15 protein-coding genes are annotated in these 18,846 nt (G+C 67.1%); 6 read left to right on the forward strand and 9 right to left on the reverse strand.

Annotated features, from left to right (window positions below):
• Nucleotides 1–110: 110 nt before the first annotated feature.
• The 5 genes from VFE83_RS04355 to VFE83_RS04375 all read right to left on the reverse strand — a co-directional run bounded on the left by VFE83_RS04355 (nt 111) and on the right by VFE83_RS04375 (nt 4,251).
• Nucleotides 111–452, reverse strand: coding sequence for a hypothetical protein (locus VFE83_RS04355; RefSeq protein WP_324903658.1), 342 nt, complete (start codon nt 450–452; stop codon nt 111–113).
• Nucleotides 453–513: 61 nt separating this feature from the next.
• On the reverse strand, nt 514–915 hold the full coding sequence (locus VFE83_RS04360) for a hypothetical protein (RefSeq protein ID WP_324903659.1): 402 nt from the start codon (nt 913–915) through the stop codon (nt 514–516).
• A gap of 95 nt (nt 916–1,010) precedes the next feature.
• On the reverse strand, nt 1,011–1,439 hold the full coding sequence (locus VFE83_RS04365) for a hypothetical protein (protein WP_324903660.1): 429 nt from the start codon (nt 1,437–1,439) through the stop codon (nt 1,011–1,013).
• Between the two features lie 40 nt (nt 1,440–1,479).
• A complete protein-coding gene (locus VFE83_RS04370) occupies nt 1,480–2,814 on the reverse strand; it encodes an amidohydrolase family protein (RefSeq protein WP_324903661.1) in 1,335 nt (444 codons plus the stop codon).
• A gap of 72 nt (nt 2,815–2,886) precedes the next feature.
• On the reverse strand, nt 2,887–4,251 hold the full coding sequence (locus VFE83_RS04375) for a glutamate--cysteine ligase (protein ID WP_324903662.1): 1,365 nt from the start codon (nt 4,249–4,251) through the stop codon (nt 2,887–2,889).
• Between the two features lie 266 nt (nt 4,252–4,517).
• On the opposite strand from VFE83_RS04375, the gene VFE83_RS04380 reads away from it, so the two are divergent.
• The 3 genes from VFE83_RS04380 (at nt 4,518) to VFE83_RS04390 (ending at nt 8,476) form a co-directional block, all read left to right on the forward strand.
• Nucleotides 4,518–5,261, forward strand: a complete 744-nt coding sequence (locus VFE83_RS04380; RefSeq protein ID WP_324903716.1) for a VIT family protein — start codon at nt 4,518–4,520, stop codon at nt 5,259–5,261.
• A gap of 153 nt (nt 5,262–5,414) precedes the next feature.
• Nucleotides 5,415–6,467 (forward strand): LacI family DNA-binding transcriptional regulator, encoded by a 1,053-nt coding sequence (locus VFE83_RS04385; RefSeq protein WP_324903663.1) that lies wholly within the window; start codon nt 5,415–5,417, stop codon nt 6,465–6,467.
• 65 nt (nt 6,468–6,532) lie between these two features.
• Nucleotides 6,533–8,476, forward strand: a complete 1,944-nt coding sequence (locus VFE83_RS04390; RefSeq protein ID WP_324903664.1) for a S9 family peptidase — start codon at nt 6,533–6,535, stop codon at nt 8,474–8,476.
• Between the two features lie 65 nt (nt 8,477–8,541).
• Here the strand turns inward: VFE83_RS04390 and VFE83_RS04395 are convergent, their stop codons facing one another.
• From VFE83_RS04395 to VFE83_RS04410, 4 genes are all read right to left on the reverse strand, one after another.
• Nucleotides 8,542–9,378 carry an arginase family protein gene (locus VFE83_RS04395; RefSeq protein ID WP_324903665.1) on the reverse strand — a complete coding sequence of 279 codons (837 nt, stop codon included), beginning with the start codon at nt 9,376–9,378 and terminating at the stop codon, nt 8,542–8,544.
• A 65-nt stretch (nt 9,379–9,443) separates the two neighbouring features.
• On the reverse strand, nt 9,444–11,102 hold the full coding sequence (locus tag VFE83_RS04400) for an alpha-amylase family glycosyl hydrolase (protein WP_324903666.1): 1,659 nt from the start codon (nt 11,100–11,102) through the stop codon (nt 9,444–9,446).
• Nucleotides 11,103–11,113: 11 nt separating this feature from the next.
• A complete protein-coding gene (locus tag VFE83_RS04405; RefSeq protein WP_324903667.1) occupies nt 11,114–12,610 on the reverse strand; it encodes an MFS transporter in 1,497 nt (498 codons plus the stop codon).
• Nucleotides 12,611–12,632: 22 nt separating this feature from the next.
• A complete protein-coding gene (locus VFE83_RS04410; RefSeq protein WP_324903668.1) occupies nt 12,633–14,699 on the reverse strand; it encodes a Six-hairpin glycosidase-like protein in 2,067 nt (688 codons plus the stop codon).
• Here VFE83_RS04410 and VFE83_RS04415 point away from each other — a divergent pair.
• The 3 genes from VFE83_RS04415 to VFE83_RS04425 all read left to right on the forward strand — a co-directional run bounded on the left by VFE83_RS04415 (nt 14,694) and on the right by VFE83_RS04425 (nt 18,554).
• Entirely contained in the window at nt 14,694–15,092 is a 399-nt protein-coding gene (locus tag VFE83_RS04415) for a hypothetical protein (RefSeq protein ID WP_324903670.1), read from the forward strand. The two genes, VFE83_RS04410 and VFE83_RS04415, sit on opposite strands and share 6 nt — an antisense overlap.
• Nucleotides 15,089–16,711: an alpha-glucosidase family protein gene (locus VFE83_RS04420; RefSeq protein ID WP_324903671.1), complete on the forward strand. Its 1,623-nt coding sequence runs from the start codon at nt 15,089–15,091 to the stop codon at nt 16,709–16,711. Before VFE83_RS04415 ends, VFE83_RS04420 begins: the two co-directional genes overlap by 4 nt.
• An 85-nt stretch (nt 16,712–16,796) precedes the next feature.
• A complete protein-coding gene (locus VFE83_RS04425; RefSeq protein WP_324903672.1) occupies nt 16,797–18,554 on the forward strand; it encodes an alpha/beta hydrolase-fold protein in 1,758 nt (585 codons plus the stop codon).
• Nucleotides 18,555–18,846 lie beyond the last annotated feature (292 nt).

Genomic DNA, 18,846 nt, shown 5'->3' on the forward strand with positions numbered 1-18,846 from the left:
CTACTTCTCAAGCTCGCATCCTCCAGTCTTAGGATCGAGAGCCATAAAGCGAAAGTGCGCTGCCGGCGTGAGAACTGCTCCAGTGTCCGCTATCGGCCAGAAGCGGACACTTACGGTTCCGCGGAACCAAAGTTGACCGTATAGGTTTCCCTGTCCCTGGAAGAGTCGGCCGTGACCTCAACCGGCACGCGGCGCCCGTCGTCAACCACTAAGCTGAAGTCGTAAGTGCACTGGCTATTGCCGCATGAGACGTGTTTCCTGCACATCGCGCAGAGCCGAACATCCCCGGTAAGTGAGCGATCCTGTTCACGTGCAGCCTTCTCTGCCGCAACGAAAATGGCTGAGTTCGCCAAGTACACGTGGAAGGAAACGCTTGCCACTATGAGCGCTGCCACCACGGCAACGGTGGTCTTTAGTTTTTGCGTCATGGGCTCCCCCTTGAGTTCTAACATGGTCGCTTCGGGTCGGTAGGACGCTGGCACTGAATGTGCGCTATCGGCCAGGAGCGAACGTTCAAATTCTGCCGAAGCGAACCACAAGATGTGTCGCAAGGCTCACTGGCACGCCGTACGCAAGCACCCACATGGCAAGCCCGTCGAGCGCTGGCCATATGGGCTCCGCCACAAACAGAATTGCGGCGGGAAGTGCTCCACTGGCGATGACACTCAGCACATTGGCACGCTCGTAATAGAGCAGGAGCGCGTAGGCCAGCGGGCCATATAGCAGAGCGGGAATCGTCCCGACCCAGAGCGCTGTGAACGTGATGAGCAGCCCCATCGCGAGTGCGGGCCCTGGGTCGCCTGGACCCAGCAACATGCCAAGGCTGCTAATGGTGAGCCAGCCGATGAAACTCCCCAGAAAGAGTCCGGCGACGACACCAAAGAAGCTCGTTTTCCAGCACGCCACAAAACGCATGCGCCCATGTCCGCTTCGGGTCGGAAGCGGACATTAGCACCACTCGCGCCGCACCGCCGGCCGCGATGACGGCTATCGGCTGGATGGCCGCAGGGTTACCAACGGGCCACCCACATGGTGTATTCGCACTTGCCTGCGCTAGCGAGGCAGAAGAATACCCAGTGCCCATCGTCTTCCCGATGGCTCCACGTGGTGAAGCCGCGCTGTTCGTAATTCGCCAACGTAACGTGCCAGTCGGAAACTGGCGCTTCAGCGGGAGCCCCCGCGGCCAGCTTCCCGAAGAGCAGCGGTCCTTCGGATGGAACGAAACGGAAACCGCCAGTCGAGGTGCTCGCGTCCAGGTTGTTGACGGTGTGGATATCGACAGAGGAAGGCGGCAACAGGTCGGGAAGCCATCCTCGCTCGAACAGGTGGTCCGCTTTCGCGGCCGCCAGCGTCGCATACCGGTTCTCGACGAAATAGGTTTCGCAACCGGCAAGCGCCAGGCAAACGATGAGGAGTGGCAGTTCGAGATGCCGTTTCATGATCGTGATGTTGGGTCAAGGCACTCGCAACTACAGCCGATCACTTCACCCGCCGCCCATGCTTGATCACGATGTCCACGCGCTGCAGCAGCGCGATCTGCTTCAGTGCGTCGCCCTTCACCGCGATAATGTCGGCGTACTTGCCTTCGACCACGCTGCCGTAGTCCTTGTCGACCTTCATCGCCACCGCCGGCCAGTAGGTGGCGGCGCGGATGGCGTCGATGGCGGGCACGTCCAGCTGGTTGACCCAGACGTCCAGCTCATTCCATGTGCTGCCGCTGTGGAACTTCATCGGGATGCCGGAGTCGGTGCCCACCAGCATCAGCACGCCGGCTTCGCGCAGTTGCTGGAACTTGCGCTTCAGCGTGGGCCAGCGCTGCGGAGTCTGCTGGAAGTAGCTGATGCGCTCGGGATGCGACAGCGACTGCCTGATGTCGGCCACGATGTCGTCGGGCAGGCCCTCGTGCCAGTCCTCGCCGTCGATGTGCTCGTGGTTCTTCACCGTATACGGGAAGTTGTAGAGGCCTTCGATCGTCGGCGTCCAGAACAGCGGGCCGGCCGCCATGTTGGCGGTGCGCTCGCGCAGCATCGCGATGATGTCCTGCGGATACTCGGGCGACGCCGCAAGGCCGGTATGCTCGAAGCAATCCACGCCGGCCTTCAGGCCGCGCCGGATTTCCTCCGGCCGGTGCGAATGCGCGACCACCGGCAGCCCGTGTTTGTGGGCCTCGTCGACGACGCCCTGCACTTCGGCCTCGCTCATCTGGTCCTGGTCGATCAGCTTGATCACGTCCACGCCGGCCTGCGCCAGGCGCCGCACCTTGGCACGCGCATCGCCCGGCGAACTGACGCCCCAGCGGAACAGCTCGGTTCCGGGATACGGCTTCTTCTGGATGAAGGGACCGGAGACGAAGAGCGTCGGCCCGGGAATCTTGCCTGCGTTGATCGCATCGCGCACCGCGATGCTGTCCTCCAGCGGTCCACCCAGGTCGCGCGCGCCGGTGACGCCGGCATGCAGCAACTGCAGCGCCGAGGCCGGCATGATGGTGTCGCGGAAGCGCGCGGGGTAGGTGCGATCCCAATGGTCGTAGTCGGCGTGGCCGTTGATCATCAGGTGCACGTGCATGTCCCACAGCCCGGGCAGCACCGTCATGCCTTCGGTGGAAATGACGGTGGCGCCTGCGGGCACCGGCAGCGTGTCTACCGTGCCCACCGCGGTGATGCGCTCGCCTTCGATCAGGATCACGCTGTCGCGGATCGGCTCGCGCAGCGTGCCGTCCACCAGCGTCCCGCCGACCAGCGCGGTGACCGGCCCCGCCTGTGCGGTCACCGTCACCAGCATTCCCAACAGCACACTCCATACGGCACGACGCATGTGCAGGCTCCCGGGCTCAGGGTGGCCCGATCCTAACCGGTCCGGGCCGCTGGCGCGGAAGGCCGCCCTGCGTCAGTACGCGAACTCGCGGAACACGCGATCGATGTCGCCCTGCCACGGGCCGTTGTAGAGGTCCAGCTTGCGTTCGGCCGGCGTGATGCCGGCCTCGGCGAACTCCATCATCGGGTCGAGGAACACCGTCTCATCGGCGCCGTTGGCGTTGCGCCGTTCGCGCCGCTGCAGACCGTGTGCCGAGATCTCCAGCGCGCGTCGTGCCAGGTCCAGCACGGTGCCGTTGCGGAACGGCAACTTCAGCGCATGGCGCGGCACGCCGTCGCGCAACGCGTGGCGCTCTTCCAGCGTGAAGTCCTTGACCAGGTCCCACGCCGCATCCAGTGCGGTGTCGTCGTACAGCAGGCCTACCCAGAACGCGGGCAGCGCACAGATGCGGTTCCACGGGCCGGAATCCGCGCCGCGCATCTCCAGGTATTTCTTCAGGCGCACTTCCGGGAAGGCGGTGGTGCTGTGGTCCGCCCAGTCGCGCAGCATCGGCCGCTCGCCGGGATACGCCGGCAGCCGGCCGTCGAGGAAATCGCGGAACGACTGCCCCGAGGCATCGATGTAACGGCCGTCGCGGTAGACGAAGTACATCGGCACGTCGAGCAGGTAGTCGACGTAGCGCTCGTAGCCGAAGCCGTCGTCGAACACGAAGTCCAGCAGGCCGGTGCGGTGTGGATCGGTGTCGGTCCAGATGTGCGAGCGATAGCTTAGATAGCCGTTGGGCTTGCCTTCGGTGAACGGCGAATCGGCGAACAGCGCCGTCGCGATGGGCTGCAGCGCCAGCGATACGCGGAACTTCTTCACCATGTCGGCCTCGGAGCCGACGTCCAGGTTGACCTGCACGGTGCAGGTGCGCGTCATCATGTCCAGGCCGAGCGAACCGACCTTGGGCATGTACTCGCGCATGATCTTGTAGCGGCCCTTGGGCATCCACGGCATGTCGGCGCGCGTCCACCTGGGCTGGAAGCCCATGCCCAGGAAGCCCAGGCCCATCGGCTCGGCGACGGTGCGCACCTCGCGCAGATGGCTGTTGGTCTCCGAACAGGTCTGGTGCAGGCTCTCCAGCGGCGCGCCGGAAAGTTCCAGCTGGCCGGCCGGCTCCAGCGAGACCGACGCCTGGTCGCGGGTCAGCGCGATCACGCGTCCGCCTTCGACCACCGGTTGCCAGCCGAACTGCGTCAGGCCCTTCAGCAGGGCTTCGATGCCGCGCTCGCCGTCGAACGTCGGCGGACGCAGGTCGTCGGTGCGGAAGCCGAACTTCTCGTGCTCGGTGCCGATGCGCCACTGCTCGCGCGGACGGATGCCCGAGGTGAGGAACTCCACGAGCTGCGACCGCCCTTCGATGGCAACTTCCTTGACCTGGCTGGGACCGGACACACGCACCTCGCACCAACTAATGCCTTCTGCAGGGCACGATGCCCTGCTCGCGCGAAACTTCCCCGCGCGGATGCCGGCATCCCCCTGGGACCGCGGCGGGCCAGCCGCCGGATCCCATCCAGACTGTGCAGGCCATCACGGCAGTGTAACGAGGCGGCGTGAACGCACCTACGTTGCCGGTGCAACGCAGTAATCCGGTGGAACCACTGGCGGGCCGCCGCGTGACCGCGCTCGACCGGCCCGGCGCGCTTGGCTACCCTGCCCCCATGTCCGCCGAACGCACTCCGCAACCGGCCGCCGCTCGCGCACCCCTGGCCGCCACGCGCCATAGCGAGACGCATCGCTCCAGCCGTGTGGGCTGGCTACGCGCGGCAGTGCTGGGGGCCAACGACGGCATCGTGTCGGTGTCGGGACTGGTGGTCGGCGTGGCCGCCAGCGGCGCGCCGCATTCGGCCGTGCTGGCCAGCGGCGTGGCGGGCATCGTTGCCGGCGCCATGTCGATGGCGGCGGGCGAGTACGTGTCGGTGCAGTCGCAGGCCGATGCGGAGAAGGCGGATCTGGCCATCGAGCGCCGCGAGCTGGCAACGCAGCCGCATTACGAGCTCAACGAACTCACCCACATCTACGTACGACGCGGTCTTGCGCCGGAGCTGGCGCGCCAGGTGGCCGAGCAGCTGACTGCGCACGACGCGCTCGCAGCGCATGCGCGCGACGAGCTCGGCATCACCGAGGCGCTGCGTGCGCGTCCGGTGCAGGCCGCCGCGGCCTCGGCCACCGCGTTCACCACCGGCGCGCTGTTGCCGCTGGCCTCGGTGCTGCTGTCGCCGCAGCAGTCCGTGCAGGCCGTGACCATCGCGGTGACGATCGCCAGCCTGTTCCTCTCCGGCGCGCTGGCCGCGCGTGCGGGCGGTGCGCCGGTGCTGCGCGGCTCGCTGCGGGTGGCGTTCTGGGGCGCGCTGGCGATGGCGGCGTCGTCGCTGGTCGGCAAGCTGTTCGACGTCGCGGTCTGAAGCGCCCGCACGCTTGCACGTAGGAGCCAGCTTGCTGGCGACCCGGGCGGGCGGCTTCGCTGGCGACGGTCGCCAGCAAGCTGGCTCCTACGGCGGGGGCCCCGTGTCGCGCTGCCGCATGCCTTGCCCCGATTGCGTCACTACACTGGCCTGATGTCGCAAGTGCATTACCTCGGTCGCAGCAAGAAGACCAAGATCACCTCGCTGGACATCGCCCACCGCGCTGGCGTGTCGCAGGCGACGGTGTCGCGCGTGCTGCGCGGCAGTCCGCTGGTCAACGCCGAGACCCGCCGCAAGGTCGAGGAGGCGGTGCGCGAGCTCAACTACAAGGTCGACCGCCACGCCTCCAGCCTGCGCACGCAGCGTTCGGGCACGCTGGCGCTGCTGCTGTTCGAGGATCCGACGCCGGACGACTCGCACATCAACCCGTTCTTCCTGTCGATGGTCGGTTCCATCACGCGTGCCTGCGCGCGCGCCGGTCAGGACCTGCTGATCTCGTTCCAGCAACTGTCGGACGACTGGCACGCGGACTACGAGGACAGCATGAAGGCCGACGGCCTGATCCTGCTGGGCTACGGCGACTACCTGGCCTACCAGGGCAAGCTCGAGAAGCTGGTCGCGCAGGGCACGCGCTTCGTGCGCTGGGGCGCGGTGCTGCCGGACCAGCCGGGCCTGTCGATCGGTTGCGACAACTTCAACGGCGGCCGCCTGGCCGGCGAGCACCTGGTCGGCCTGGGCCGTCGGCGCATCGCCTTCCTCGGTGGCGCATCGAGCCACTGCCCGGAGTTCTTCGACCGTTTCCGCGGCTGCGATGCCGCGCTGCGCGAAGTCGGCGGCGCGATGGAAGCGATCCTGCAGGTCGACGCGGAAAGTTCCGAGGAAGACGGTTACGCGGCCGCACGCGAGCTGCTCGCCCGCGGCGGCCGCTTCGATGCCGTGTTCGCGGCCAGCGACCTCATCGCCATCGGCGCCCTGCGCGCGCTGGCCGATGCCGGCCTGCGCGTGCCGGAGGACATTGCCGTGGTCGGCTTCGACGACATTCCGATGGCGCGTTTTGCCAGCCCGCCGCTGACCACCGTGTTCCAGGACACCAAGCGCGCCGGCGAACTGCTGGTGGAAACCCTGCTGCGCCAGGTCGCGGGCGAAACGACGCAGAGCATCACCCTGCCCGCCTCACTGGTGGTGAGGAAGTCGAGCGGGGCCTGATCGCTGCCGGCGGCCAGCGGTTATCCTCCCGCCGGGGCCCGCCAGGCGGGTATGGGGGAAAACGCATGAGTGCATGGATGGGCTGCGCCGTGGGCGCGGCGCTGGCGTTGGCTGCGTGGCCGGTCGCCGCACAGGTGGACCTGACGCCATATCTGAAGCAGGACGTCTATCGCGAGATCAAGATCTCGCCGACCGGCGAGTACTACGCCGCGACGGTGCCGCTGGAAGACCGCACGATCCTGGTCGTGATCCGGCGATCGGACAAGCAACCGACCGCGCGCATTTCGGGCGTGAAGGGTTCGGACATCGCCGACTTCCACTGGATCAACAACGAGCGCGTGCTCGTCAGCTCCGCAGAGCGCCTCACCACGCTGGAGGAACCGGTGGCGACCGGCGAGCTGCATGCGATCAACGCCGACGGCACCGCCGGCCGCACGCTGATGGCGCACTACGATCGCGAAGTGAACAAGCAGACGATCAAGTTCGGCGATTTCTTCGCGGGGTTCCTGATCGACGATCTCCCGGACGACGACCGCAACGTCCTGATCTCGGTACATGCATTCAGTTCCGACCCGAAAACCAGCATCGAGCGGATGGATGCCTACACAGGGCGGCGCATCACCATCGCGACCGCACCGGTACGGCGCGCCAGCTTCACCACCGACAACGTCGGGGAGGTGCGATTCGCGCGCGGCCAGGGCAACGACAATGCCAGCAAGCTGTATTACCGCGACGCACGCGGCTCGGACTGGCGCCTGATCAACGACGAGACGCAAAGCCATCGCGTCGAGATGCCGCTGGGGTTCTCCGCGGACAACACCATCGCGTACCTGCAGGTGGAGCAGCCCAGCGGCCCGGACGCCATCGTCGCGATGGACATCGCCACCGGACAGCGCACGCAGATCCTGCGCGACGACAAGGTGGACCCGTATCGCATCCTCTACGACAGTGGCGGCATGGTGCCGGTGGGCGCGTCCTTCATGAAGGATCGCCTGGTGAGCCGGTTCTTCGACGAGACCTCGCACCGCGCGAAGCTGCAACGCATGATGGAGAAGGCCATTCCGGACCATGCGATCCGTTTCCTGTCCAGCACGCGCGACGGGCTGCACATGCTGATGGCCTCCAACGACCGCAATCCGGGCGACTTCCTCCTGTTCGACGAGAAGACCCGCCAGGCCAACGTGGTATTCAGCCGTGCGGGATGGCTGGAACCTTCGCGCATGGCGCAGGTGCGGGCGGTGGAGTTCAAGGCGCGCGACGGCCTGACCTTGCACGGCTATCTCACTCTGCCAGCCGGCTCGGATGGCAAGAACCTGCCCGCGGTGGTGCTTCCACACGGCGGCCCCTTCGGTGTGTTCGACACGTGGGGCTTCGACCGCGACACGCAGATCCTCGCGGCCGCAGGCTACGCGGTGATGCAGGTGAACTTCCGTGGTTCGGGCAACTACGGCCGCGAGTTCCTGCACGCGGGCGCGCGCGAGTTCGGCGGCACGATGCAGGACGACGTCACCGACGCCACGCGCTGGCTCGTGTCGCAGGGCATCGCCGATGGACGGCGCATCTGCATCTATGGCGCCAGTTACGGCGGCTATGCGGCCCTGATGGGTGCCGCGCGGGAACCGGACCTGTATCGCTGTGCGGTCGGCTATGTCGGTGTCTACGATCTGGTCGAGAAGCACCAGGACAATTCGAAGGAAGCGCGGTGGATGCGCACCTGGTCCAACGAGTGGATGGGTGAACGCGAAGGCCTGGCCGGCAAGTCGCCTACGCGCATGGCGGACCGCATCAAGGCGCCGGTGTTCCTGGCAGCCGGTGGCCAGGACGACATCGCGCCCATCGTGCACAGCCAGCGGATGGAGAAGGCGCTCAAGGCGGCAGGCACTCCCGTGGAGACGCTCTACTTCCCCACCGAAGGCCACGGCTTCTACACCCAGGAGCACCAGCGCGAGTTCCATTCGCGCCTGCTGGACTTCCTGGGACGACACCTGGGTGGCGCGAAGGCGAAGTAGGTCTTTCGCGTTCTGCCAACTTTTATCGCGCCTTGTCGCTCGGCAGGGCGCGCGTGGACTCGGTACTACCGCTGGCGCGAGCCCGCCTGCGCCGCCTCGCAAAGTCGTTCGATGACGGCGCTGCCGTGCGTCGCGGCTTCGTCGCTGGCCGGCGCGAATTCGGTGATGGTCATGCCGACGAGATCGTTGGTGGTGGCGAGCCGATGGACCAGCCCGACCGCGTCGGCCACCGACGGGCCGCCCGGCTCGCGATAGGCCAGGTGCGGGAACTCGTCCGGGTCGAGCACGTCCAGGTCGAAGTGGATGTGCAGTTTGCGGCCGACCAGCCGGGTCTCGTCGAGCAGCGACAGGCCGTGCTCCCGCTGGAAATCCAGGTCTCCCTGATCTGCCACGCGCACACCGTGATAGAAGAAGCGGTCGGCGGTGATCGGCGAGCGCAGCAGCTCGCGCATGGGACCGGGTGCATGTCCCATGATCGCGCTCACCGGCATGCCATGCAGGTTTCCGCTGGGTGAAGTCGCCGGCGTGTTGGCGTCGTAATGCGCATCGATCCAGACGACGGTCAGTCCCGGATGGCGCTCGGCCAGATAGCCGATGGACGCGATGTCGGCCGCGCAGTCGCCGCCCGCGGTGAGTACCCGCTCGGGCGCGTGCTGACGCAGCAGATCGTGCGCTGCACGGAACTGCGCGAACAACGCAGGCCACGCATTCACGCCATGCGCGTACCCGGTCGCATCGCTGAGCGGAACGTCCACGCGCGGCGCGTGGCGGGCGCAGACGGCCGCAGTCGCGGCGGCTCCGCGCGGCAGGTGTTCAGGACGTCCCGATCCCTGCCACTGCCCGAAGGCGAGCGACAGGTCGAAGTGCGGCTTTCCACCTACTGCATTCTCATCCGGATGCATGGGACCTCCTTCGCGCCCGCCAGATTGAGGGGCTCGCGAAGGGTACGACGGAACCCGGCGCAGGATCAGCGCGGCCGCTTCACCCGCATCAGCTTGTCCAGCTCGGCGCGAAGCTGCGGCTGCGTGACCGGTGCGTCGAGCAGGAAGACCTCCACGCCGTGCGCGGGCACGGTGGCGGTGAGCGGCTGCCCCTCCGCCACGTTGACCTCGCCGCCGGCGATGGCCGCGCGCCAGTTGCCGGCCTGCAACAGCTTGCGGACTTCGAAGTTCGAGGGTTCATTGCCCTTGTTCAGCAGCACCAGTGCGGTCTGTGCCTCGCCGTCGTGCTGGTACACGCGATAGAACACGGCGTGGTCGCCCTGCAGTTCCAGATTCACCTGCAACCCGCGCTGCAGCGCGGGCGATGCGGCGCGCACGTGGGCGATGCGCGACAGGTTGCGCTGGATGGGGTGATCCGCGGCGGCCGCGATGCGTTCGGCACCGAAGTAGTTGCGGTTTCCATCGTGTTCCGGGCGGCCGCGCATGAAGCCGACTTCAGACCCGTAGTAGATGACCGGAATGCCACGCGCGGTGAACAGCCAGTTGTGTGCGTCGATGAAGCCTTCGTCGGTGGCATCCAGGCGCGCCATGTCGTGGTTGTCGTAGAACGTGGTCAGTTCGTACGGATTGGCATACGGACCGCTGCGCAGGTACAGGCGATCGGCCAGCGTCTCGAATCCCGCCTGCTCGTGGCCGAACACCTTCGACAGGCCTTCCTTGAGCGGGAAGTCGAGCACGCTGACGCCGGCATTCTTCTTCCACGTGTGTTCGGCGATCTTCTTCGGGTCGTACTCGAAGGCTTCGCCGAACATGAACATGCCCGGCTTCTGCTTGCGCAGGCGTGCGACCAGCTCATGCCAGAACGGATGCGGCAGCCAGCCGATGGTGTCGATGCGGAACGCGTCGGCGCCCTGCTCGATCCACTGCGAATACGCGCCCGCCAGGTAGTCCATGACCGCCGGGTTGTTCTCGTTGAGATCGGACAGTTCCGCCAGTCCCGGTCTGGTGTTGTAGAAGCGGTGCAGCGGGTTGTTGCGCGGGTCCAGCTTCTCCGGCGGCAGGTTCTGGTGGTCGGCGACGAGTTTGCCGTCGCGGTCGAACAGCTGGCCGTACTTGGGCTGCGGCGCCGGCATCGAATACGACGGCGAACCGTGGTTGCCGACGATGTCGAGCACCAGCTTCATGTCCTTGGCGTGCACCGCATCGGCCAGGCCGGCGAAGTCCAGGCCCGGGCTCGGCAGGTGTTCGTCGACCTGATAGAAGTTCACGCCCCAGTAGCCGTGATAGCCGGTCTTGCCGCCGTCGGTGAGGAAGCCGCCCTTCTGCGCGGGCTTGCCGCCGGTGAAAGCTTCGTCCGGGTTGTCGACGATGGGCGTGATCCACAGCGCGGTGAAGCCCATGCCGCGGATGTAGTCGAGGTGATCGACGATGCCCTTGAAGTCGCCGCCGAGGTAGCCGATGTTGTCGCCCGCCTCGCTGCCGGGCGTGGGCCGGTCGAACGTGCGTCTGGCCGGATCGTTGCCGCCCTGGTCACGCTGGTCGTTGGACGGATCGCCATTGACGAAGCGGTCGGTGACGACGAAGTACACCGCCTCCTTCGCGAACGGCTCCAGCGTGCCGTAATAGTCCTGGGCGTAGGCGGCGTGGCAGGCAAGCAGCAATGGCAGAACGACGAGCTTGCGCATGAAGTCTCCGATCAGTGTCCGGCAGCGACGGCCGTGGCATGCACCTGCGGCTCGCGCACGCGCAGCACGCACAGGCCGGCGAAAATCAGGCTGATGCCGCCGATGGCCAGTGCATGGATCGGCGCGCCGCCGAAGAAGTGCTTGAGCAGGAATCCGAGCAGGCTGGCCGCGACCAGCTGCGGGATGACGATGAAGAAGTTGAAGATGCCCATGTACACGCCCATCTTGGCGGCAGGCACGCTGTCGGACAGCAGCGCGTAGGGCAGCGAGAGGATCGACGCCCACGCGAAACCCACGCCCACCATCGACAGCAGCAACCACTGCGGGTCGCGGATCCACAGGAACGACAGCAGGCCCACGCCGCCGAGCACCACGTTGACCAGATGGCTCACGCGAAGTCCGAAGCGGCGCACCATCCACGGGATGCAGATGGCCGCCAGCGCGGCGAAGCCGTTATAGGCCGCGAACAGCACGCCGACCCAGTTGGCCCCTTCGTTGTAAGCGGAAGACGACGTGTCGCTGCTGCCGAAGTGCACGGCCGTCACCGCCGAGGTGGTGTAGATCCACATCGCGAACAGCGCGAACCACGAGAAGAACTGCACCACCGCCAGCCGCCGCATCGTGCCGGGCATGTTCTGCAGGTCGTGCACGATGGACGCCAGCATGCGCTGCGGCAACAGGAAGCGCGCCAGCTGCAGCAGCGCGCCGTAGGCGATCAGCATGCCGGCCAGCACGTACAGCATGCGGTCCCAACCGGACCAGGCGATGGCCGCCGCACCCGCGATGCCGACGACCAGCCAGCCCAGGCCTGCACGCGACGACGGGCCCGCGATGCTGTCCTCGCGCGCTTCCTGTGGGCGGGCGTCGTCGAAGGACTCGAGCACGTCCGGCGGATACTCGCGCGTGCGCAGCACCGTCCACCCGATGGCAAGGAACAGCACCGCGCCGCCGAAGTAGAACGCGTAGCGCACCGTGTCCGGCACGACGCCGTCGGGCGCGGTGTTGGCCACGCCGAACTTCGCCAGCAGCCAGGGCAGCAGGCTGGCGACCACCGCGCCCACGCCGATGAAGAAGCTCTGCATCGCATAGCCGGTCGGGCGCTGCCTCGGTGGCAACTGATCGCCGACGAAGGCGCGGAACGGCTCCATCGAGATGTTGATGGACGCGTCCAGCACCCACAGCGTGCCCGCCGCGATCCACAGCGCTGGCGAGTTGGGCATCACCAGCAGCGCGAGCGTCGCGAGGACGGCGCCGGCCAGGAAGTACGGGCGGCGGCGGCCCATTCGCGTCCAGGTGCGGTCCGACAGATGGCCGACGATCGGCTGCACCAGCAGGCCGGTCAGCGGTGCGGCGATCCACAGCCCGGCGACGTCGTCCACTTCCGCGCCCAGCGTCTGGAAGATGCGGCTGACGTTGGCGTTCTGCAGTGCGAAGCCGAACTGGATGCCGAGGAAGCCGAAGCACATGTTCCAGATCTGCCAGAACGTCAGCTGCGGTTTGGTGGTCATGCGTGGCGTTCTCCCCAGACGGTCACGGCGCGACGGGCACGATGCGGAGCGTGGCGATCTCGGCCTGGTTCAACGGCCCGTCGACGCCGCCCTTGCCGCCGGTGTAGAGCGCGAAGTGGCTCAGGTACGACATGTTGAACCCATCGCGCAGCGATACGCGGCATTCGCCGCCGGCCCTGGCTTCGATCACGACGCGGCTAGACCGCTGCACGCCCGCGCCATGCGGCATGACCAGCGTGCCGCCCTGCTCCGGCACGCCATCGCACTGCACGACCAGCGTCTTCACTGCCGCGGTGATGCCGGTATTGATGGGGCCGTGCGTATTGGTGAAATCGACGCTCAGCGAATAGCGGCCACTTGCCGGCACACGCCACGCACGTGGCCATGCACCCTCAACCGTGACCTCATTGCCGACGCAACGTGCCGGGCTGTGCAGCGACTCGATTCCCCGCTCGACACGCGTGAGGCTGGCGCACTGCCGTGCGTCGCGGCGCGGCAGGATCATGGTGGATGGCCTGGCCGTCGCCTCCGTGTGCAGCTTGCCGTCGACGTAGAGGCGGTGATGCGCGGGAATCGTGATGCGCCAGCTTTGGCTGTCACTCTGGAGTGCGGGCGCTTCCGGCGACTCCGGCGCGAAGGCGGCCGCGTCGAGACCACCGCGCTGCAGCCGTGGCGTCAAAGGCGCTGGGACGAGGTGCACGTGCGTGGCGTCGCCCTCGTTGCGCGTCGTGCCGGCGATCAACAAATCGCCTTCCATGCGCTTTGGGCGATGCAGGACGATGGTCCGCTTCGGCAACTCCAGGCGGATGCTCTCGCGGTCTGCGAACAACATGGCCACCAGCGACACCGGAATCTTCGGCGCGACACTGCCGTCCGACTCCACGCCGAAGACGCCCTCGATCACCATGCCCAGGTAGCCCGCCACCGACCACAGCTGGCGTGGCGAGTTGACCACCGGGCCGCTCAGTGGACCTTCGTCGACGTGCACGGCCTGCGTGACGAGTTCGAAGTTCTCCATGTTCGAACCGGCCAGGGCCGCGCCTCGCATCAGCGAGCGGATCTCGTGCGGGATGCGCTCCGCGTCGTCCAGCCTGCGCGCGGCGCGCAACGAGTACGCGCTGACGAACGGCCAGATGGCGCGGTTGTGGTAGATGGCGATACCCGGCTGCTGCGGCCAGATCACCGGACTGCCGGTGTCGAGCCACGGATAGTTCACCAGCGCGCGACGCGCACGATCCACGGGCACGATGCCGCTGTCCACCAGCAGCGACAGGCCGAGCAGGTCATAGGCTTCGAACGGCACGGCGTGCGCGGCCGTGCCGATGTAGCTCATGTACAGGCCGCGATCCTCGCGCCAGAAGCGGCGCTCGATGGCGACGGCCAGCGCGTCGGCCTGCGCCGCGTACGCATTCGCACGTGCATCGTTGCGCTCGCGCGCCATGCGTTCGCCCAGGCGCAGCGCGCGGTAGTGCAGGACGTTGGTAGACAGCGCGTAGGACTGCGCGAGAAAGGCCACGTCGTTGGCCGTCCAGCGCGGATACGTCTGCTCGCGCCAGTCCAGGAACGACGTCTCGCCGCGATAGAGCCCCACCGCATCGTCGAACACGTACCGGCGATCCTGCGCGAGCGTCGCGGTCAGCACCTGCCACACCTCGTCGCGGAAGCGGCGTGCGTCTGGCTCGGTGGCCGACGCGTCGACCAGGTGCTCCGCGGCGAGGAACCACACCACGCGGTCGCTGCTGATCGGCCAGCTGCCACCGGATCCGGTGTCCTGCGCCACGAACAGTCCGTCTACGCCACCGGCACGTGCGGGCGAGAGCTTGAAGCGCAGCGAATCGCGCGTGCGCTGCGGCTCCAACCTCGCCAATGCCAGATCGGCTGCGAACGACAGGTCGCGCGTCCACACGTAACGCCACTTCTCGCCGGTCTCGAAACACGGACAGGGAATGGGCTGGCCGTTGCGGAACGCGTTGTCGGTGATGGACTCGACCTTCGCCTTCTCCAGCTCGTCCTGCGCCAGCGCGAACAGGCCGTCGAAAATCGCGCTGGCGGTGTCGCTGCGCATGCGGCCGGAAGTGATCGAATGCATCCTGCCGCCATCGTCGCGCAGGCTGAATCCATCGGCGGTGCGCGATACCTGCGCGTGCCGGTCGCCCAGAACGATCTCGTGCTGCCATGCAGCATCGTCTTGAGCGGCAACGGAGAGCGGCATGCAGCCAGCGAGCAGTGTCGCCAGCGCGGCAGGTCGGTGAAGCTTGCGCTGGCCGGGCGCGACGGATCGCACTCGCACTGGGTTCTCCGTTGGCAGGATGCGGCCATGGTAGTCGCGACGCCGTGGCGCACGCGTGCCTGCATACGTATTCATCGCCCGCCGTCGGGCGACAGCAATGCCGCGCGCGGCGCGCCGTGGAATAGTGGCGCCCGGGCGGGTCATGCGGCACGCCTTTCATTTCGACTTGAACAGGACGCGGGACGGGGATGACGAAGGCACGTTGGTGGCGCGGCGCGGTGATCTATCAGATCTATCCGCGCAGCTTCCTGGATACCAATGGAGACGGCGTCGGCGACCTGCCCGGCATCATCGCGCGGCTGGACTACATCGCCAGCCTGGGCGTGGACGCGATCTGGATCTCGCCGTTCTTCAAGTCGCCGATGGCGGATTTCGGCTACGACATCGCCGACTACCGCGACGTGGACCCGCTGTTCGGCACGCTGGACGATTTCGACCGGCTGCTGGCCAAGGCGCATTCGCTCGGCATCCGCGTGATGATCGACCAGGTGCTCAGCCACACTTCCATCGAGCACGCCTGGTTCAAGGAGAGCCGCGAGAGCGCGGACAATCCGAAGGCCGACTGGTACGTGTGGGCCGACGCAAAACCCGACGGCACGCCGCCCAACAACTGGCTGTCGTTGTTCGGCGGCGTGGCCTGGCGCTGGGAACCGCGCCGCCGCCAGTATTTCCTGCACAACTTCCTGTCCTCGCAACCTGACCTGAACTTCCACAATCCGGCCGTGCGCGAGGCGACGCTGGACAACGTGAGGTTCTGGCTGGATCGCGGGGTGGACGGCCTGCGCCTGGACGCGATCAACTTCTGCTTCCACGACGCGCAACTGCGCGACAACCCGCCCAAGCCGGAAGCACTGCGCACCGGCCGCGGCTTTAGCCCGGACAACCCGTACGCGTTCCAGTACCACTGGTACAACAACACGCAGCCGGAAAACCTGGCATTCCTGGAAGAACTGCGCGCGCTGCTGGACCGCTATCCGGACGCGACCACGTTGGGCGAGATCTCCTCGGAGGACTCGCTGGCAACCATGGCCGAGTACGTCAACGATCAACGCCTGCACATGGGCTACAGCTTCGAGCTGCTGACCGACGATTTCAGCGCCGCGTACATCCGCGGCACCGTCGAGGCGCTGGAAGCGAAGATGCGCGACGGCTGGCCGTGCTGGGCCATTTCCAACCACGACGTGCAGCGCGCGGTGACGCGCTGGAATCCCGGCGCGCCGCTGTGCGATACGTTGGCGCGTCAGCTCGTGGCGCTGGTGTGCTCGCTGCGCGGTTCGGTGTGCCTGTACCAGGGCGAGGAACTCGGCCTGCCGGAAGCGGACGTGCCATTCGAGGCGCTCCAGGATCCGTACGGCATCGCCTTCTGGCCCAACTTCAAGGGACGCGACGGTTGCCGCACGCCGCTGCCGTGGAACGGCGATGCGCAGGCCGGTTTCAGCGCCGCGGCGCCTTGGCTGCCGGTCGCGGATGCACACCTGCAGCGCAGCGTGGCGATCCAGGACGCGCAGCCCGATTCGGTGCTGAACGGCGTGCGCCACCTGCTGCGCTGGCGCAAGGATCACCCGGCGCTGGTGCTCGGCGACATCGCTTTCCTCGACGCACCCGAGCCGGTGCTGGCCTTCACGCGCCGCGATACGGACGAGGCGCTGCTGGCGGTGTTCAACCTGTCCGGCGAAGCGGTGCGCTGGCCGCTGCCGGCGCATCTGGGTAGCGCACGTGTGCTGGCCGATCACGGCCTGCTCGGCGGCGAAGTGATCGATGGCGTGCTGCAACTGCCGCCACGCGGCGTGTTCTACGCGCACATCGATTGAGCGCAAGCCGGTGATCTCCCGCGCAGTACGAGGTCGATCCGATGAACGCGCGGGGCACCGACGCAGGCGCTCGATCGGTGAGGTCTTGCGGGTCGCTTCGACGTCGCTCCTGTTGATCGCGACATGGCCGGTCGCTGCGGTCGAACCGCTGGTACCGGAACGCGTGCAGGGCGAGGTGCAGGTGCAATCGCTGGCGCTGGAGCCGACGTCGTTCGCTCCCGAAGGCCTGCGCGCCACCGTCTACCTGCCACCGGACTACGCGGCTTCGCAACGCCGCCATCCGGTGCTGTACCTCAACGATGGCCAGGACCGCGATGCGGTCGGCCTGCAGACGACGTTGCAACGGCTAATCGGGGAAGGCGCGATTCGGGCGCCGATCGTCGTGGCCATCGACATGCCACGCGACCGCATGGGCGCGTACGGCCTGTCGGATCGAAAGGCCGGCAGGAGCCTGATCGCACAGACGAAGTACGGCCCGGTCGGAACGCATGCGCACGCGTACTCCGAATGGGTGGCGCATACGCTGGTGCCGGCGATCGATGCGCGCTACCGCACGCGCACCACGCCAGATGCACGGGCGATCCTTGGCTGGTCGCTGGGCGGTCTGAACGCGTTCAACCTGGGCTGGCAGTATCCGGAGGTGTTCGGTCGCGCCGGTGCGTTCTCGCCGTCGTTCTGGCTTTCGGGCGAGCACGGCGACGCGGACGCCGTGCAGCGCACGCGCCTGGCGCAGCGGATGATCGACCGCAGCGAGCCACGCAACGGTGCGCGCTGGTTCTTCGCGGTGGGCACCGACGAGGAGACGGACGATCGCGACGGCGACGGCGTCAACGACGCCATCGACGACACCCGGGACCTCATCGACGGCTGGAACACCGGCAAGCCGTACGCACTAAAAGGTCTTCGACAGTCCAACTACAGCATCAACGCCGACCATGCCAGGCGCGCCACGCGCGCGGACGTCGCGCTGTACGTGCTGCCGGGCGGGCGCCACGAACAGGCGAGCTGGGCGCAGATGCTGCCGCAGTTCCTGCAGTGGGCCTATGCCGTGCACGCGCCAGCGCTGCAGGCGACGGGCCGCGTCGAAAGCTACCAGGACGTGCCATCGGCGCATGTGCCTGCGCGCAACGTGGACGTATGGCTGCCGCCTGGCTACGCGGAACATCCGCAGCGCCGCTATCCCGTGCTGTACATGCACGACGGCCAGAACCTGTTCGATCCCGCACTCTCCTACACGGGCATCGACTGGGACGTTGACGGCGCGATGACGCGCCTGATCGGCGAGGGCAAGGTGCGCGAGGCCATCGTCGTCGCCATCTCCAACACGCCGCTGCGCGGGCGTGAGTACATGCCAGCGAAGGCGGTACCGGTGCAGGCACGCTCGCAGCTGCTCTCGGACGAATACCTGCGCTTCGTGGTGGAAGAACTGAAGCCGGCCATCGATGCGGCCTACCGCACGCGCCCGGGCCGCGCGGACACGTTCGTGATGGGCGCCAGCATGGGCGGGCTGATCTCCGCGTATGCGATGTCGGAGTATCCGCAGGTGTTCGGCGGCGCCGGTTGCGTGTCCACGCACTGGCCCGCGAACGATGGCGCCGTCATCGACTACCTCGCCTCGCACCTGCCGGATCGCCGCACGCATCGCTTCTACTTCGATCACGGCACCGCGACGCTCGACGCGTCGTACCCGCCTTACCAGAAACGCATGGACGAGGTTCTGGAGCGCGCCGGCTGGCGTCGTGGCCGCGACTTCGTCAGTCGCGAATTCCCGGGCGCCGAGCACAACGAACGGGCCTGGCACGACCGGGTGGACGTGCCGCTGCGGTTCCTGCTCGGTCGCTGAAAAGTCCCTCGCGTAGGAGCCAGCTTGCTGGCGACCAATGTGTCGGCACCCGGTCGCCAGCAAGCTGGCTCCTACGATGCACCAGCGTGGGCCGCCCACCCGTTCACGAACGCGACCGCGTTTTCACGCCCGCAAACGGTTGCAGTCGTTCTGCAGCGCGCGCCGCAGCCATGAATACGTATGCAGAGCGATTTGTGCAGGCGGATCGGCCTCTACCATCGCCCTACGTTGCGGACCCCTTGTCCGCACGCGGATCCGCGCATGCGACCGGCCACAGAGCCAGGCGATGCGG

Origin of the sequence: Lysobacter sp. (assembly GCF_035655815.1) — a bacterium.
Lineage (GTDB): Bacteria > Pseudomonadota > Gammaproteobacteria > Xanthomonadales > Xanthomonadaceae > Lysobacter_J.

Excerpts from the sequence above, each read along its gene's own strand:
- VFE83_RS04355 (WP_324903658.1), bottom strand. The coding sequence starts at position 452 with ATGTTAGAACTCAAGGGGGAGCCCATGACGCAAAAACTAAAGACCACC.
- VFE83_RS04360 (WP_324903659.1), bottom strand. The coding sequence starts at position 915 with ATGCGTTTTGTGGCGTGCTGGAAAACGAGCTTCTTTGGTGTCGTCGCC.
- VFE83_RS04365 (WP_324903660.1), bottom strand. The coding sequence starts at position 1,439 with ATGAAACGGCATCTCGAACTGCCACTCCTCATCGTTTGCCTGGCGCTT.
- VFE83_RS04370 (WP_324903661.1), bottom strand. The coding sequence starts at position 2,814 with ATGCGTCGTGCCGTATGGAGTGTGCTGTTGGGAATGCTGGTGACGGTG.
- VFE83_RS04380 (WP_324903716.1), top strand. The coding sequence starts at position 4,518 with ATGTCCGCCGAACGCACTCCGCAACCGGCCGCCGCTCGCGCACCCCTG.
- VFE83_RS04385 (WP_324903663.1), top strand. The coding sequence starts at position 5,415 with ATGTCGCAAGTGCATTACCTCGGTCGCAGCAAGAAGACCAAGATCACC.
- VFE83_RS04390 (WP_324903664.1), top strand. The coding sequence starts at position 6,533 with ATGAGTGCATGGATGGGCTGCGCCGTGGGCGCGGCGCTGGCGTTGGCT.
- VFE83_RS04395 (WP_324903665.1), bottom strand. The coding sequence starts at position 9,378 with ATGCATCCGGATGAGAATGCAGTAGGTGGAAAGCCGCACTTCGACCTG.
- VFE83_RS04400 (WP_324903666.1), bottom strand. The coding sequence starts at position 11,102 with ATGCGCAAGCTCGTCGTTCTGCCATTGCTGCTTGCCTGCCACGCCGCC.
- VFE83_RS04405 (WP_324903667.1), bottom strand. The coding sequence starts at position 12,610 with ATGACCACCAAACCGCAGCTGACGTTCTGGCAGATCTGGAACATGTGC.
- VFE83_RS04415 (WP_324903670.1), top strand. The coding sequence starts at position 14,694 with ATGCATCCTGCCGCCATCGTCGCGCAGGCTGAATCCATCGGCGGTGCG.
- VFE83_RS04410 (WP_324903668.1), bottom strand. The coding sequence starts at position 14,699 with ATGCATTCGATCACTTCCGGCCGCATGCGCAGCGACACCGCCAGCGCG.
- VFE83_RS04420 (WP_324903671.1), top strand. The coding sequence starts at position 15,089 with ATGACGAAGGCACGTTGGTGGCGCGGCGCGGTGATCTATCAGATCTAT.